Source organism: Serratia sp. NCCP-200, from assembly GCF_059697885.1.
The window spans coordinates 129,926-144,780 of the sequence record NZ_BAAKUJ010000002.1 but is presented as its reverse complement, the minus strand read 5'-3'; the positions used below and the strand labels follow the sequence as shown (position 1 = coordinate 144,780).

Here is a 14,855-nt window from a genome sequence, read left to right as displayed (position 1 = left end):
TTACTTTTCTTCCGCCAGTGAGTAAGGCAGAGGCTTGATGGCGAGCTGGCTGCTGGCGTCATCGCGTACGCGCAGCACGCTGTCCGCTTCCAGATCGTTATTCATAACCACCTGCACCCACAGCGTTCCGTCAGCCAGCGAGATTGCCGCCAGCACGGTGCCGGTGCGGCGCCAGTTGTCACCCAGCTTCAACTCCAGATCGTCACCTGCTTGTGGAACCTGGCTACCTTTACCTTCCAGCCAGTACAGGGCGCGCTTGTTGGCTCCCCGGAACTTGGCGCGAGCCACCATTTCCTGCCCGGTGTAGCAGCCTTTGCTGAAGCTGATCCCGTCCAGCGCCTGTAGATTGGTCGCCTGAGGGATCAACTGCGCACTGTTTGCTGCATCAATCACCGGATAACCGGCCTCAATATCCAGTGCCAGCCATTGGCGACTGTCGTTCAGCTCAGCCTGACCTTCCAGCTTGGAGGCTAGCAGAGCGGCGGTTTCTGCCGTGGTAATCAGCACAAAACGTTCTGCTGGCAGCGCAAAGTGCAGCAAGGTGGTATCGCCATCTTGCACCACTTGGTGTTCTGCATCTGGCAGGGTGCTAAACACCTTCGCCAATGCGGCCCGCGCCTCAAGGCCAGCGAGGCCCAGCAGCACCGCATTGCTGTCTGCCGCGATGGTGATTTTGGAAAACACCGCGTATTTCTTTATTTCCGCCAGTTGGCTTTCCAGCACGCTGCGACGCTCAAGATAGGCAAAGCCTTCACCTCGGTGGAATAAACGCAGGTTGCTCCACATTTTGCCTTTGGCATCGCAATGGCCGCACAGCACGTGTTGATCGGCCGCCAGTTTGTCGATATCGGCCGTTACCTGGCCCTGAAGATATTTTACCGTGTCTGGCCCGCTCAACTGCACCATGGCCCAATCTTCCAGTGAGATCAGCGTCAGTGGCAGATGGGAAGAGGCGGAAGGTTGACGGGGTGGAAAAGGAATATTGAACGCCATAATCGGTTCCTGCTGCATGTTTAGCATACCTGTTGGGGTTGCTACCATGGTAAAAGAGGTGGCTGGCTTTGCAAACAGTTATTACCAGGCAGCGCTTTTTTTGACATTTTACGTTTTGTTGGGTGAACGCCCTTCCCGGCGAGTATGTCAAATTGTTACTCTAGGCGCTTACGGCCAACGAAACCCAATTGCACCCAAATCGTTGGCTGACGGAATTAAATTGCGCGCGCGTTGCCATACCAAGTGTCGGTTGCCCAAGAGCATGGCAAGCCATGCCGAAAAGAGGTTAGTCATAACAACATGGATATTAATAATAAAGCACGTATTCACTGGGCCTGCCGCCGCGGCATGCGCGAGTTGGATATCTCGATCATGCCGTTTTTCGAACATGAATACGATACGCTGAGTGATGCAGACAAGGCCGTATTCATCCGCTTGCTCGAATGTGACGACCCCGATTTGTTCAACTGGCTGATGAATCATGGCGCTCCGCAGGATCAAGATCTGCAGAGAATGGTGTCCCTGATCCAAATGCGAAATAAAGCCCGTGGCCCTGTGGCGATGTGATGTCCGCGTTTCCTGGCGTACCCAGTTAGTCTCGTTGCTGACTCACGGCCTGCTGATTTTGCTGATCCTGATCGCCCCGTGGCCGGAAGGCTATGGCCCGATCTGGTTGGTGCTGTTGACGTTGGTGGTGTTTGAGTGCATTCGCAGCCAAAAGCGCATTGCATCCAGGCAGGGAGAACTGCGGTTGCTGGCTGAACGCCGGATTGAGTGGCATGGCCGAGAATGGCTGATGGTGAACAAGCCCTGGATGCCTGGGTTCGGTATTTTGCTGTCGCTTCAGCAGATCGACGGCAAGAAACGCCATCGGCTGTGGTTGGCTTCGGATTCCATGAGCAAAGCGGATTGGCGCCAACTGCGTCAACGGTTGTTGTTTGAACAATCCGCTACTGATGAGGACGTATAATGAAACCGCTGCTTTGGCTGGTAGAAGACGAGCCCAGCATTGCGGATACGCTGATTTATACCCTGGAGAGCGAAGGCTTTCAGGTGCGTTGGTTTGAACGTGGCGAGCCTGCTTTGCAGGCTCTGCAACAGGGCTTACCGGCGTTGGTGATCCTCGACGTCGGCCTGCCCGATATCAACGGTTTTGAGCTTTGCCGTCGGCTGCTGGCGCAGGCGGCGGATTTACCGGTCCTGTTTCTTACCGCGCGCAGCGGCGAACTCGATCGTCTGATCGGGCTGGAAATCGGTGCCGATGACTATGTAGCCAAACCCTTCTCCCCGCGTGAGGTCAGCGCCCGCGTGCGTACGATCCTGCGGCGTTTACACAAGCAGCAGCGCTTGCAACAGCCTGCCCTTTATCATTTTGGTGCCTTTAGCCTGGATGAAGAGGGAGCCACGATCTGCTACCACCAACAGCCGCTGCCGCTGACCCGCTATGAATTCTTGTTGCTGAAAACCCTGTTGCAAGCGCCTGGCCGGGTGTTCTCCCGCCAGCAGTTGATGGATATCGTTTGGGCCCAGGCGGAAGAGAGCCTGGATCGTACCGTCGATACCCATATCAAAACGCTGCGTGCCAAACTGCGGGCGATCGATGCCGCAGAACCCCCTATCCATACCCATCGTGGTTTAGGCTATAGCGTGAGCCGCCAGCCATGAGGATTGGCCTGCGCCTGCTGTTGGGCTATTTCCTGATTGTGGCGGTGGCGGGCTATTTCGTGCTGAGCATTTTCGTGCAGGAGGTCAAACCTGGCGTACGGCGTGCCACCGAAGGCACGCTGGTGGATACCGCCAACCTGCTGGCACAGGTGGCGCGGCTGGATATGAGACATGGGGATGCGGCAAAAGGTCAGTTGGCACAGGCTATCGCCCAGCTAAATCAGCGGCCGATCGGGGCCAATATCGCCGGGATCCGCAAAGATAGGAACGAATATCGTGTCTATCTTACCGATGGGCGCGGCAAGGTGATTTTTGATTCCTCAGGCCAGGCGTTGGGGCAGGATTACTCCCGCTGGAACGATGTTTATCTGACATTACGTGGTCAATACGGTGCGCGCAGCACCCGGACGATTGCCGATGACGAGAGCAGTTCGGTGATGTACGTGGCCGCACCGGTGGTGGAGCAAGGGCAGATTATCGGCGTGTTGAGCGTCGGCAAGCCCAACAGCACCATGGCACCGGTGATCCGCCGCAGCGAACGGCGTATTTTGCTGGCGGGCGCGGTGCTGCTAGGGATTGCGCTGGCGATCGGGCTGGGCTTCGTCTGGTGGATTAATCGCTCGATCAACCGTCTGGTGCGTTATGCCGACGGAGTGGCGCACGGCGAGGCGGTGCCATTACCACGCATGGGCAGCGTTGAGCTAACCCAACTGGCGCAAGCGCTGGAAAGCATGCGCATGAAGTTGGAAGGCAAGGCTTATATTGAACAATATGTGCATACCCTGACACACGAGTTGAAAAGCCCGCTGGCGGCGATCCGTGGCGCGGCGGAACTCTTGCAGGAATCACCGCCTCCGGCGACGGCGAAACGCTTTTTGACCAACATTGAACAGCAGAGTGCCCGCATTCAGCAATTGGTCGATAAGTTGCTGGTGCAGGCGCAGTTAGAAAGCCGGCCCGGTTTGGAACTGGCTGCGGTAGCGATGGTGCCGTTAGTCCGGCAGATTGTCGCGGGTAAAGAAGCACAGGCGGCGCAGCGTGGTGTCACGATTGAATTGGGGGCGTTAGCGGAAGCATCGCTGACTGGAGATGCCTTTTTGCTGGGGCAGGCGCTGAGCAATCTGTTGGATAATGCCCTGGATTTCACCCCTGCCGGTGGCTCGGTCAGTATCAATGGCGAGCGGTTGGAGCATCATTACCAGCTCACCCTTTGCGATACTGGCAGCGGCATACCCGACTATGCGCTGGATAAGGTATTTGAACGCTTCTATTCGCTGGCGCGGGAAGATAAACCCAAGAGCAGCGGCCTGGGCCTGAACTTCGTGCAGGAAGTGGCGCGCCTGCATCGTGGCACCATCCGTTTGCAAAACCTGCAACCCACAGGCGCGAAGGCCATCCTCACGTTACCACTCTGAATATAACTTATTGCTCGCACTTCACCTTCCCTTCACATAACCACATTCTGATTTCACTTGCCGACTTTATCGTAGCGACATTACCTACAAGGAGTCTGCCACGATGTTTAAATCGGTACTGTTTTGGAAAATAACCACTCTGCTGGGATTGATGATCCTGATGATGATCCCGGTGGGTATGCTCATGGATGTGGTACAGGAACGTAGCGGCTATCGCCAGAGCGTAGTGGGGCAAGTGAGTGAAAGCACCAGCCGGGCGCAGCGTATTCTTGGGCCAGTGATCGTGATCCCGTACACCTTCCGGGAAGAGAAGAAGAACGAAAAAGGCGAAATCAAGATAGAGACCACTCGCTATCAACGCTTTGTTTTGCCCGAATCTTTGGTGGTCAATGGCAAGCCCAACGTTGAGATCCGTAAGCTGGGTATCTACCAGACTCAGGTATATCAGGGGCCACTGGATTTCCAGGTGAAATTCGGCCAACCCGATCTGGAGGATTTGCAGCATAGCAACATTACGATCGGCCAACCCTTCCTGATGCTGTCATTGAGCGATTCTCGTGGTATCAAAAGCATCTCTGCCCTCAACGGCATTCAACAGCAGGCCAAGTTTGAGCCGGGTACTTTGGTCAGTGGGCTTTCTCAGGGGATCCATGCACCGCTGGCCCTGGCCTCGTTGCAGAAAGAAGGGCTGACGGCGGATTTCACCCTCAACCTGGCAGGGACCAGCAGCTTGTCCCTGGTGCCGGTAGGGCGCAGTTCCGAGCTGCTATTACAAAGTAACTGGCCGCATCCGAATTTCTTGGGCAACTTCCTGCCGGATGAGCGCAAGGTGACCGATAGAGGCTTCTCTGCCCGCTGGCGCAGCACCTGGTTTGCCAACAATATCAATAGCTCATTCATGTATGATAACGGCATCATGGAAGAGGAAAAGCTGCCGACCTTCACGACGAGCCTGATCGAACCGGTCGATCACTATCAACTGACCGAGCGGGCGGTGAAGTATGCGGTGCTGTTCCTGGGACTGACGTTTATGGCGTTCTTCCTGTTCGAAACCCTGACCGGGCTGCGGGTGCACCCAATCCAGTATCTGTTGGTGGGGGCGGCGCTGGTACTGTTCTATCTGATCCTGCTGGCTTTCTCGGAACATCTGGGGTTCGACGTGGCGTACCTGCTGGCAAGCGTGGCCTGTAGTGGACTGATTGCCTTCTACCTCAGCGCCGTGCTGCGCGGGATGCGTCGTGGCATGCTATTCGCCGCCAGTCTGCTCCTGCTGTATGGCATTCTGTATATGCTGTTGCAGTCGGAAGATAACGCACTGGTATTGGGTTCGGTGCTGCTGTTCGGGGTTCTGGCAGGCATTATGCTGCTGACGCGTAAACTGGACTGGTATCAGGTGGCCGACCCGGCTCGCTTGAAGGGTAATGCTGCCGAGCCAGAAGCTGTTGAGACTCCGGCCAGCAATGGCGAGAGCCGTTTCAGGTTGTGGAAATAAAGACGTTGTTGGGCGCGATATCGCGCCCAATTTCGTTACAGCAGCGGTTCCATCTCCAGCAGGATCTGTTCACACCACTGTTGCAGACGCTCTTCGCTCAGGTCGTATTGGTTCACCTCATCCAGCGCCAGGCCAACAAAGTGTTTGCCGTCGGCGCTGAGCGGTTTGGGGCTGGTGAATTCAAACCCGTCGATCGGCCAGAAACCGATAAACTGCACGCCCTGTGGGGCAAGCTGGTCGTGCAACATCCCCAGCGCATCCAGGAACCATTCGCCATAACCCAACTGATCGCCCATCCCGTACATGGCGACGATCTTGCCTTTCAGGTCTAGTTCAGTCAGTTGCGGCCAGACCGCTTCCCAATCCTCTTGCAGCTCACCAAAATCCCAGGTTGGAATACCCAAGATCAGGATGGAATAGTCTTCCATCAGCTTGGGGGAAACGTCTTTCAGGTTGTGCAGGTCGACCAGGTCTTCACCCAGAATCTCACGGATTTTTTCTGCTGCCATCTCGGTGTAGCAGGTGCTGGAGCCGTAAAACAGACCAATCTTCATGTTTAAACCATTTATAATGCCGTAGGTAGAATTGCAACGAGTATACCTTAAGGCATAATGCCTGTGGCAGAAACGTAACCAAGAGAGGACCGCGTGCAACAGCAAGACAGTGCGCTGATTGAGCAATTCCTGGATGCGTTGTGGATCGAACGCAATCTGGCAGAGAATACGCTGGCCTCTTATCGGCTCGATTTACAGGCGCTGGCCGGTTGGCTGGCTCTCAACAACCGCAGCCTGTTACAGGCCGAAGCGTTGGACTTACAGGCCTTCCTCGCCGAACGGGTGGAGGGAGGATACAAAGCGACCAGTTCAGCCCGGTTGTTAAGCGCGATGCGCCGCCTGTTCCAATATCTCAACCGTGAAAAAATGCGGGCAGATGACCCCACCGCGTTGCTGGCCTCGCCCAAATTACCGCAGCGGTTACCCAAGGATCTGAGCGAAGCGCAGGTTGAGGCCTTGCTACAGGCACCTTGCGTCGATCAACCGTTGGAGCTGCGTGACAAGGCTATGCTCGAAGTGTTGTATGCCACCGGGTTGCGTGTGTCGGAACTGGTGGGGTTGACCATCAGCGATGTCAGCCTGCGCCAGGGCGTGGTGCGGGTGATCGGTAAAGGCAACAAAGAGCGCCTGGTGCCGTTAGGTGAAGAAGCGGTGTACTGGATCGAAAATTATCTGGAACACGGCAGGCCCTGGATGCTGAACGGCCAGACGCTGGATGTGCTGTTCCCCAGCAACCGCAGCCAACAAATGACTCGCCAGACGTTCTGGCATCGGATTAAACACTATGCGATCCTAGCGGGTATCGACAGCGAACGGCTGTCTCCGCATGTGCTGCGCCACGCTTTCGCCACCCACTTACTGAACCATGGGGCCGATCTTCGTGTCGTACAGATGTTATTGGGGCATAGCGACCTCTCAACCACACAAATTTATACTCATGTAGCCACTGAAAGATTGAAACAGCTACATCAACAGCATCACCCGCGCGCCTGACGCGCAGGGATCGAAAGGATTGGAAGAATGAAAAAAGGTTTAATGCTGCTCTCCCTGCTGGTGGCTTCGGTTACCGGCGCGGCCCATGCTGACGATGCAGCCATTCAGAAAGCACTAGGTAGCCTGGGCATTAAGCAGGCAGACGTGCAACCCTCGCCGGTCGCCGGTTTGAAAACCGTATTGACCGAAGGCGGTACGCTGTATGTGACGGAAGATGGCAAACACGTGTTGCAAGGGCCGCTGTTTGACGTCAGCGGCGGCGAGCCGGTCAACGTGACTAACCAACTGTTGATGACCCGTCTGGAAGCGCTGAAAGATCAGATGATCGTCTACAAAGCGCCGAAAGAGAAACACGTGATCACCGTGTTTACCGATATCACCTGTGGCTATTGCCACAAGCTGCACGAGCAGATGAAAGAGTACAACGATCTGGGGATCACCGTGCGCTATCTGGCGTTCCCGCGTCAGGGGCTGGAATCTCAGGCAGAGAAAGATATGCGTTCCATCTGGTGTACCGCTGACCGGGCTAAGGCCTTCGATGCTGCCATGAAGGGCGACGCGGTGTCTCCGGCAACCTGCAAAACCGATATCAGCCAGCATTATGCGCTGGGCGTTCAGTTTGGTATCAACGGCACCCCGGCTATCGTGCTGAAAAACGGCATGGTTGTCCCTGGCTACCAAGGGCCGAAAGAGATGGCCGCGATGTTGGATGCGCATGCAGCCTCCGCAGCCACGAAATAAGTCACGGTGAGTATTAAAACCCAATTACGCCGCCGCGAGGCGGCAGATGCCAGCCATTTACCCGCCAGCCTGCCCCCCCTGTTGCGTCGCTTATACGCGTTGCGCGGAGTTAAGGGCGAGCAGGAGCTGGAGCGTAGCGTCAAGGGCATGTTGCCTTGGCAACAGTTGAGCGGTATCGATGCTGCGGTAGCGATATTGCAGCAGGCACTGGCCGATGGCCGCCGCATCATGGTGGTGGGCGACTTTGACGCCGACGGCGCCACCAGTACCGCACTGACGGTGCTGGCCTTGCGTAGCATGGGCTGTAGCTCTATCGAATATCTGGTGCCCAACCGTTTTGAAGATGGCTATGGCCTTAGCCCCGAAGTAGTGGAACAGGCGGCGGCTCGGGGGGCTGAGCTGATCGTCACGGTCGATAACGGTATCTCCTCGCATGCGGGCGTTGATGTTGCGCATGGCTTGGGAATACAGGTGCTGGTCACCGATCACCATCTGCCGGGGGATACGCTGCCTGCGGCAGAGGCGATCGTTAACCCGAACCTGCGTGACTGCGATTTTCCCTCCAAATCTCTGGCTGGTGTAGGCGTTGCCTTCTATCTGATGTTGGCTTTGCGGGCCAAGCTGCGTGACAGCGGCTGGTTCGAACAGCGTGCGCTGGCTATGCCTAATCTGGCCGAACTGCTGGATCTGGTGGCGTTGGGCACAGTGGCGGACGTGGTGCCGCTGGATGCCAACAACCGTATTCTGGTGTATCAGGGGCTGAACCGCATCCGGGCTGGCAAGTGTCGGCCAGGTATTCGCGCTCTGCTGGAAGTGGCCAACCGCGATGCGCGGCAATTGGCGGCCAGCGATCTCGGCTTTGCTCTTGGGCCACGGCTGAACGCGGCAGGGCGGTTGGACGATATGTCGATCGGCGTCGCCATGCTGTTGAGCGACGATATTGCCCAGGCGCGTATGCTGGCCAACGATCTCGACGCGCTCAACCAGACCCGGCGTGAGATTGAGCAAGGGATGCAGGTGGAAGCGCTGGAGCTGTGCGATCAGTTGGAACGCACCACCACCGAATTGCCTTACGGGTTGGCGATGTATCACCCAGAGTGGCATCAGGGCGTGGTGGGCATTCTGGCTTCACGCATCAAAGAGCGTTTCCATCGCCCGGTGATCGCTTTTGCCCCTGCGGGCGACGGCATTCTGAAAGGTTCTGGCCGCTCGGTGGCCGGGTTGCATATGCGTGATGCGCTGGAGCGGCTCGATACCCTGAATCCTGGGCTGATGATGAAGTTCGGCGGCCATGCGATGGCGGCGGGCTTGTCGCTGGAAGAGGCCAAGTTTGACGAGTTCCGCCAGCGTTTTGGCGAGCTGGTCGGCGAATGGCTAGATCCAGCCATGCTGGAAGGCGTGATCTGGTCGGACGGCGAGTTGATGATGCAAGAACTGACCCTGACCACCGCGGAGCTTCTGCGTGAGGGCGGGCCTTGGGGGCAGGCGTTTCCTGAGCCAACCTTTGACGGCAAGTTCCGTATTCTGCAACAGCGGCTGGTGGGCGAGAAACACCTGAAGCTGATGATCGAACCGCTTGGTGGCGGCCCATTGTTGGACGGCATCGCCTTCAATATCGACACCACACAGTGGCCGGACAGCAGCATCAAAGAAGTGGAACTGGCGTACAAACTGGACGTAAACGAGTTCCGTGGCAACCGTAACGTGCAGTTGCTAATCCAACACCTCTGGCCGCGTTAACCGGCTAGCCCCTCACCCTAACCCTCTCCCAAAGGGAGAGGGGACTTGACGTGCCACATGTTGATTCCTGCATCTGAACGTTGATCCCCCACAAAAACTGACCAACTCGCTATAAACTGGCCGCTGGATCCGCTAGAATTACCGGTTCCAATGGCATTTCGCCATCGACGACATCAACGTAAGAACACAAAAAATCATGTTTGAAATTAATCCGGTAAAAAACCGCATTCAGGATGTGTCCGAGCGGACAGCCGTTCTCAGGGGGTATCTTTGACTATGATGCCAAGAAAGAACGCCTAGAAGAAGTTAACGCCGAGCTGGAACAGCCGGACGTTTGGAACGAACCTGAACGCGCACAGGCATTAGGCAAAGAGCGCTCGTCGCTGGAAGCCATTGTCGAAACCATCGATCAGTTGGAACAGGGCTGTGAAGACGTCACTGGCCTGCTGGAACTGGCGGTTGAGGCGGAAGACGAAGACACCTTCAACGAGACCGTGGTTGAGCTCGATCAACTGAGCGCCAAGTTGGAACAATTAGAATTCCGTCGTATGTTCTCTGGTGAATACGACAGTGCGGACTGCTACCTGGATATCCAGGCAGGCTCCGGCGGCACCGAAGCGCAGGACTGGGCCAGCATGCTGCTGCGCATGTACCTGCGTTGGGCGGAATCCAAAGGCTTTAAAACGGAAGTGATTGAAGAGTCCGACGGCGACGTCGCGGGCCTGAAGTCGGCAACCATCAAGATTATCGGCGACTACGCGTTTGGCTGGTTACGTACTGAAACCGGCGTGCATCGCCTGGTACGCAAGAGCCCATTCGATTCCGGCGGCCGCCGCCATACCTCTTTCAGTTCCGTATTTATCTATCCGGAAGTGGATGACGATATCGATATCGAAATCAACCCGGCCGATCTGCGCATTGACGTTTACCGCGCCTCCGGTGCCGGTGGTCAGCACGTTAACAAAACCGAGTCGGCGGTGCGTATTACCCACTTGCCAACCAACATTGTGGTGCAGTGCCAGAACGACCGCTCTCAGCATAAGAACAAGGATCAGGCATTCAAACAGCTGCGCGCCAAGCTGTATGAATACGAGATGCAAAAGAAAAATGCTGACAAGCAAATGCTGGAAGACAACAAGTCCGATATCGGCTGGGGCAGCCAAATCCGTTCTTACGTGCTGGATGACTCCCGCATCAAGGATTTGCGCACCAACGTCGAAACACGTAATACGCAGGCCGTACTGGATGGCGACCTGGATAAATTCATTGAGGCAAGTTTGAAAGCCGGGTTATGAGGAACAGAAATGTCTGAGCAACAAGCACAAGGCGCCGAACAGGCGTTGGATCTCAACAACGAGCTGCAGTCACGCCGTGAAAAACTGGCCGCGCTGCGCGAGAACGGCATTGCGTTCCCGAACGACTTCCGTCGTGATACCACCTCTGACAAGCTGCATGTCGAATACGGCAGCAAAGAAAACGAAGAGCTGGAATCACTGGGTATCGAAGTGACCGTAGCTGGCCGTATGATGACCCGCCGTATCATGGGTAAAGCCTCCTTCGTGACGCTGCAGGACGTGGGTGGCCGCATTCAGCTCTACGTCGCACGCGACGATCTGCCTGAAGGTGTTTACAACGAGCAGTTCAAGAAATGGGACCTGGGCGATATCCTCGGCGCACGCGGTAAGCTGTTCAAGACCAAAACTGGCGAACTGTCTATCCACTGTACCGAGCTACGTCTGCTGACCAAAGCACTGCGTCCACTGCCAGACAAGTTCCACGGCCTGGCCGATCAGGAAACCCGTTATCGTCAGCGTTATCTGGATCTGATCGCCAACGAAGAATCCCGCAATACCTTCAAGATCCGTTCGCAGGTGATGGCGGCGATCCGTAACTTCATGGTGGGCCGAGGCTTTATGGAAGTCGAAACCCCGATGATGCAGGTGATCCCTGGCGGCGCGTCTGCTCGTCCGTTCGTCACGCACCACAACGCGTTGGACATCGACATGTACCTGCGTATCGCGCCAGAGCTGTATCTGAAGCGCCTGGTGGTAGGTGGCTTCGAGCGCGTGTTCGAGATCAACCGTAACTTCCGTAACGAAGGCGTTTCCCCGCGTCATAACCCAGAGTTCACCATGATGGAACTCTATATGGCGTATGCGGATTACAAAGACCTGATCGAGCTGACCGAGTCGCTGTTCCGTACGCTGGCGCAGGACGTGTTGGGTGACGTCAAGGTGCCTTATGGTGATGAGGTGTTCGACTTCGGCAAGCCGTTTGAAAAGCTGACCATGCGTGAAGCGATCAAGAAATACCGCCCGGAAACCAACCTCGACGATCTGAACGAGATGGCTAGCGCGGTAGCGATTGCCGAATCCATCGGCATTAAGGTAGAGAAGAGCTGGGGTCTGGGTCGCGTGGTTACCGAGATCTTCGAAGAGACCGCAGAAAGCCATCTGATCCAGCCAACCTTCATCACCGAGTACCCGGCAGAGGTTTCTCCGCTGGCACGTCGTAACGACGAGAACCCGGAAATCACCGACCGTTTCGAATTCTTCATCGGCGGGCGTGAAATTGGTAACGGCTTCTCAGAGCTGAACGACGCAGAAGATCAGGCGCAGCGTTTTGCCGATCAGGTTAGTGCGAAGGATGCTGGTGACGACGAAGCGATGTTCTACGACGAAGACTACGTCACCGCGCTGGAACACGGCCTGCCGCCAACCGCGGGCCTGGGCATCGGTATTGACCGTATGGTGATGCTGTTGACCAACAGCCACACCATCCGCGACGTGATCCTGTTCCCGGCCATGCGCCCGAGCAAGTAACGTTTGCTGAGTGATTAAGCCGGTACAGGCGACTGTGCCGGTTTTTTTTCGCCCGAAGAGAACCGGTTGTTGCTAACCGCTTAAAACATCGGCAGTTATGCGTTATCTTCGCTTGCCCGGCGCGCATAACCGGTTATAATGCCAGTCGCACACCTAAGCGGGTGTAGTTCAATGGTAGAACGGCAGCTTCCCAAGCTGCATACGAGGGTTCGATTCCCTTCACCCGCTCCAATCTCAAGTCACTCCGAACTCCACTAAATTCAACTACTCTCTGATTTAATAGCGTTTTTATCATTTTCCATATCAACTTGGTTCAACCCGTGTTTCCCCAATTAATCCATTATCTTGTACAGAAGTGTGTTTAGTTGCACCTATGCAGTTTGAAACGACACAAATTGCGTGATTTCAGCGGTGGAAACTATACTCATGCCATCTTGGAAAACCACTTCTGCGTAGATCTGACAAGCCGCCTTACAATGAGAGGGGATAAGGCATGGTTCGGTTGGTAATGATTTTACTTGGGGTAGATTATTTGCGTAATCGCTGGCGAGGGTTGATGATTGCCGGTTGGTTAGGCGTGTTAGCGGGCTTAATCGTTTTCATCGATGCGTTGGATAACGCGATTTATTTCCCTTTGCATCCCTTTGCTTTCCTGTTGTTGATCGAGGGAATGGCAACGCTGATGGTCGCGCATACCGGCATCGGCGGGCAACGTACCTTGCGTTACGTAAAAGGAGGCGCATTTTCCCTGGCCGCGATATTGATATTGAGTGGGCAACACCATGGCCACTTTATTTTATCGATGATTTTTGGCACGTTGTTTTTGGCTGATGGGCTATTGCAAATTGTCTCCGCTGGGGTCGTGCGCTATAAAAACTGGAAGTTGGTGGTGGCTGGCGGTGTATTGGAAGTGATGTTGGCTATTTTCTTCTTTCAGCCCTATCCGACCCATTATGTCGGCACCGTGCCTTATTGTTTAGGACTGGGGTTGATGTTTGGTGGGTGGAATATGGTTATGTTGGCGATGCGCGTCAAAAAGCTGGAGGTCAACCCCGCGGTTTTGGGTAATAAGGCCGCAGAGGAAGCCAGTAGTGCAATCACCACGCCTTTGGTGACTGAATGGGAAGGCCCTCCGGCTGATGATGAACCTGCACTGACCATACATGTCTGGACTCCCGTGGGATCCTCGAAGAGTAAAACGGTGCCTCATCCTGTGATTGATCGTTATATTGCTGCGGTGGATAAAAATGGGGTGATTTCCACCGGCCATGCTGCACTTGAATCTCCGGAAGGTATATATATCAGTTTGTATCCAGCGGTCGATATTGATCGGTCGCCAGATCAATTTACCCGCTTGCTGCGGGCAACCGCAGACAATAATGTTGAAGGGAAATTCCAACCGGATTATGTGACGGAGTCAGGGGCATGGTGTCCTTCAACCCAGCGTGTGCGGATCAGGAACTACGATGCTGAACGTCTGAAACGGTTCTGGGAAGTTTATCGTGAAGACAATACGTATAATCTCACGCATCGTAACTGCTCAAGCAGTGTGGCGCGGGGTCTTGAAGCAGCGCTGGAAGGCGTAGTGAGTAAGATATGGGGACAACGTGGCCACTGGTGGGTGTTGAGTAAAATTCTCACGACGCCGGAATTATGGGTGGCGGTACAAATACGTAAACGCGCAAAAACAATGGCCTGGACACCAGGGCTGATGCTTGACTATGCACGTGCATTAAGCATGTTGGCGGATCCCCGGCCGGCCGGTTGGATAACCACCATACGACGAGCCCTGGAGAAAATGTTATCTTTGCGCAAGCAATGGCGTGATGAAAAAGCGCAGGGCACGATAGCGTCAGATGTTCGCAGTGAGCCCTCAAATGACAAAGGCAAGTAGCGATTATGGTAATGTTTCCCCTTTTATACGCAGGGCTTTGTTATTTGCATCAATAGCATTACGAACACTGTGCTGATTGGCATCAAAAATATCGTCAATAAACCACTGCCCATTCTCAGCCACTAAATCAAACGTGGTGGTAGTCGTGAGACTGTTATCACTAAAAGCGCGAAAAGTGACTGCGGCATGCGATTGTTTATTATCGTTCGAGAGAATATTGATATCCGTCACCACCAGGTTCTGATAATCCTGACACTGGCAGATCGGGTCGGCGTCAAGATAGCCTATATCGCCCGGTAAGGTTAGCGCCTGATCCTCTTCCAACACCGCGAGGAATTGCTTTGAAGCAATCCGTTTCGGGCCCGTTTCGCCGATGAATGCGGTTGAAACATCATCATGGCCATAGGTGGCATAGATCCGTGCTATAAAGTTACTGGGATTTTCAATGGCCGATGCGGGCTGCGTAAGTGCAGCAAACGAAAGCAGAGAGAAACAGAGCAAAGCAAAAATGCGCATGGTTACAATTCCTTAATCGTTCTCTATCCC

Annotated in this window: 14 protein-coding genes and 1 tRNA gene; 12 read left to right on the top strand and 3 right to left on the bottom strand. The window is 55.0% G+C overall.

Features of this window, described 5'->3' with window-relative positions; all coding sequences use genetic code 11:
• Positions 1-993, bottom strand: a complete 993-nt coding sequence (ygfZ, locus tag AC6HVW_RS05940; protein ID WP_037375809.1) for a tRNA-modifying protein YgfZ — start codon at positions 991-993, stop codon at positions 1-3.
• 300 nt (positions 994-1,293) lie between these two features.
• Between ygfZ and sdhE the strand changes: the two genes are divergently transcribed.
• The 5 genes from sdhE (at position 1,294) to creD (ending at position 5,565) form a co-directional block, all read left to right on the top strand.
• Positions 1,294-1,560, top strand: coding sequence for an FAD assembly factor SdhE (gene sdhE / locus AC6HVW_RS05935; protein WP_021179805.1), 267 nt, complete (start codon positions 1,294-1,296; stop codon positions 1,558-1,560).
• Positions 1,541-1,963, top strand: a complete 423-nt coding sequence (locus AC6HVW_RS05930) for a protein YgfX (protein WP_071681918.1) — start codon at positions 1,541-1,543, stop codon at positions 1,961-1,963. The genes sdhE and AC6HVW_RS05930 overlap by 20 nt, the downstream gene beginning before the upstream one ends.
• Positions 1,963-2,658, top strand: coding sequence for a two-component system response regulator CreB (gene creB / locus AC6HVW_RS05925; protein WP_021806195.1), 696 nt, complete (start codon positions 1,963-1,965; stop codon positions 2,656-2,658). The genes AC6HVW_RS05930 and creB overlap by 1 nt, the downstream gene beginning before the upstream one ends.
• Positions 2,655-4,073 (top strand): two-component system sensor histidine kinase CreC, encoded by a 1,419-nt coding sequence (creC, locus tag AC6HVW_RS05920; protein WP_021806194.1) that lies wholly within the window; start codon positions 2,655-2,657, stop codon positions 4,071-4,073. Before creB ends, creC begins: the two co-directional genes overlap by 4 nt.
• Positions 4,074-4,176: 103 nt before the next feature.
• Entirely contained in the window at positions 4,177-5,565 is a 1,389-nt protein-coding gene (gene creD / locus AC6HVW_RS05915; protein WP_071681914.1) for a cell envelope integrity protein CreD, read from the top strand.
• A 35-nt stretch (positions 5,566-5,600) separates the two neighbouring features.
• Here creD and fldB read toward each other — a convergent pair whose 3' ends face one another.
• Positions 5,601-6,119 carry a flavodoxin FldB gene (gene fldB, locus AC6HVW_RS05910; protein ID WP_071681912.1) on the bottom strand — a complete coding sequence of 173 codons (519 nt, stop codon included), beginning with the start codon at positions 6,117-6,119 and terminating at the stop codon, positions 5,601-5,603.
• A gap of 93 nt (positions 6,120-6,212) precedes the next feature.
• On the opposite strand from fldB, the gene xerD reads away from it, so the two are divergent.
• The 7 genes from xerD to AC6HVW_RS05875 all read left to right on the top strand — a co-directional run bounded on the left by xerD (position 6,213) and on the right by AC6HVW_RS05875 (position 14,309).
• A complete protein-coding gene (gene xerD / locus AC6HVW_RS05905) occupies positions 6,213-7,112 on the top strand; it encodes a site-specific tyrosine recombinase XerD (RefSeq protein ID WP_021179811.1) in 900 nt (299 codons plus the stop codon).
• Between the two features lie 27 nt (positions 7,113-7,139).
• Positions 7,140-7,853, top strand: coding sequence for a bifunctional protein-disulfide isomerase/oxidoreductase DsbC (dsbC, locus tag AC6HVW_RS05900; protein WP_021806191.1), 714 nt, complete (start codon positions 7,140-7,142; stop codon positions 7,851-7,853).
• A 6-nt stretch (positions 7,854-7,859) separates the two neighbouring features.
• Entirely contained in the window at positions 7,860-9,593 is a 1,734-nt protein-coding gene (recJ, locus tag AC6HVW_RS05895; RefSeq protein WP_024530769.1) for a single-stranded-DNA-specific exonuclease RecJ, read from the top strand.
• Between the two features lie 196 nt (positions 9,594-9,789).
• Positions 9,790-10,888 (top strand): peptide chain release factor 2 gene (gene prfB, locus AC6HVW_RS05890; RefSeq protein WP_098929871.1). Its coding sequence is split into 2 segments (ribosomal slippage): positions 9,790-9,864 and positions 9,866-10,888, totalling 1,098 coding nucleotides; the frame shifts between segments, so codons are not numbered across the junction.
• Between the two features lie 9 nt (positions 10,889-10,897).
• Positions 10,898-12,415: a lysine--tRNA ligase gene (lysS, locus tag AC6HVW_RS05885; protein ID WP_497569302.1), complete on the top strand. Its 1,518-nt coding sequence runs from the start codon at positions 10,898-10,900 to the stop codon at positions 12,413-12,415.
• A 157-nt stretch (positions 12,416-12,572) separates the two neighbouring features.
• A tRNA-Gly gene (locus AC6HVW_RS05880) sits at positions 12,573-12,646 on the top strand.
• 262 nt (positions 12,647-12,908) lie between these two features.
• A complete protein-coding gene (locus AC6HVW_RS05875; RefSeq protein WP_071681889.1) occupies positions 12,909-14,309 on the top strand; it encodes an HdeD family acid-resistance protein in 1,401 nt (466 codons plus the stop codon).
• Positions 14,310-14,312: 3 nt separating this feature from the next.
• Here AC6HVW_RS05875 and AC6HVW_RS05870 read toward each other — a convergent pair whose 3' ends face one another.
• Positions 14,313-14,825 (bottom strand): DUF3828 domain-containing protein, encoded by a 513-nt coding sequence (locus AC6HVW_RS05870; RefSeq protein ID WP_071681887.1) that lies wholly within the window; start codon positions 14,823-14,825, stop codon positions 14,313-14,315.
• Positions 14,826-14,855: the final 30 nt, after the last annotated feature.

Bases quoted from the DNA above. Each gene is read 5' to 3' on its own strand.
- creB (WP_021806195.1), top strand. From the start codon at position 1,963: ATGAAACCGCTGCTTTGGCTGGTAGAAGACGAGCCCAGCATTGCGGAT.
- AC6HVW_RS05870 (WP_071681887.1), bottom strand. From the start codon at position 14,825: ATGCGCATTTTTGCTTTGCTCTGTTTCTCTCTGCTTTCGTTTGCTGCA.
- sdhE (WP_021179805.1), top strand. From the start codon at position 1,294: ATGGATATTAATAATAAAGCACGTATTCACTGGGCCTGCCGCCGCGGC.
- dsbC (WP_021806191.1), top strand. From the start codon at position 7,140: ATGAAAAAAGGTTTAATGCTGCTCTCCCTGCTGGTGGCTTCGGTTACC.
- fldB (WP_071681912.1), bottom strand. From the start codon at position 6,119: ATGAAGATTGGTCTGTTTTACGGCTCCAGCACCTGCTACACCGAGATG.
- ygfZ (WP_037375809.1), bottom strand. From the start codon at position 993: ATGGCGTTCAATATTCCTTTTCCACCCCGTCAACCTTCCGCCTCTTCC.
- lysS (WP_497569302.1), top strand. From the start codon at position 10,898: ATGTCTGAGCAACAAGCACAAGGCGCCGAACAGGCGTTGGATCTCAAC.
- creC (WP_021806194.1), top strand. From the start codon at position 2,655: ATGAGGATTGGCCTGCGCCTGCTGTTGGGCTATTTCCTGATTGTGGCG.
- creD (WP_071681914.1), top strand. From the start codon at position 4,177: ATGTTTAAATCGGTACTGTTTTGGAAAATAACCACTCTGCTGGGATTG.
- AC6HVW_RS05875 (WP_071681889.1), top strand. From the start codon at position 12,909: ATGGTTCGGTTGGTAATGATTTTACTTGGGGTAGATTATTTGCGTAAT.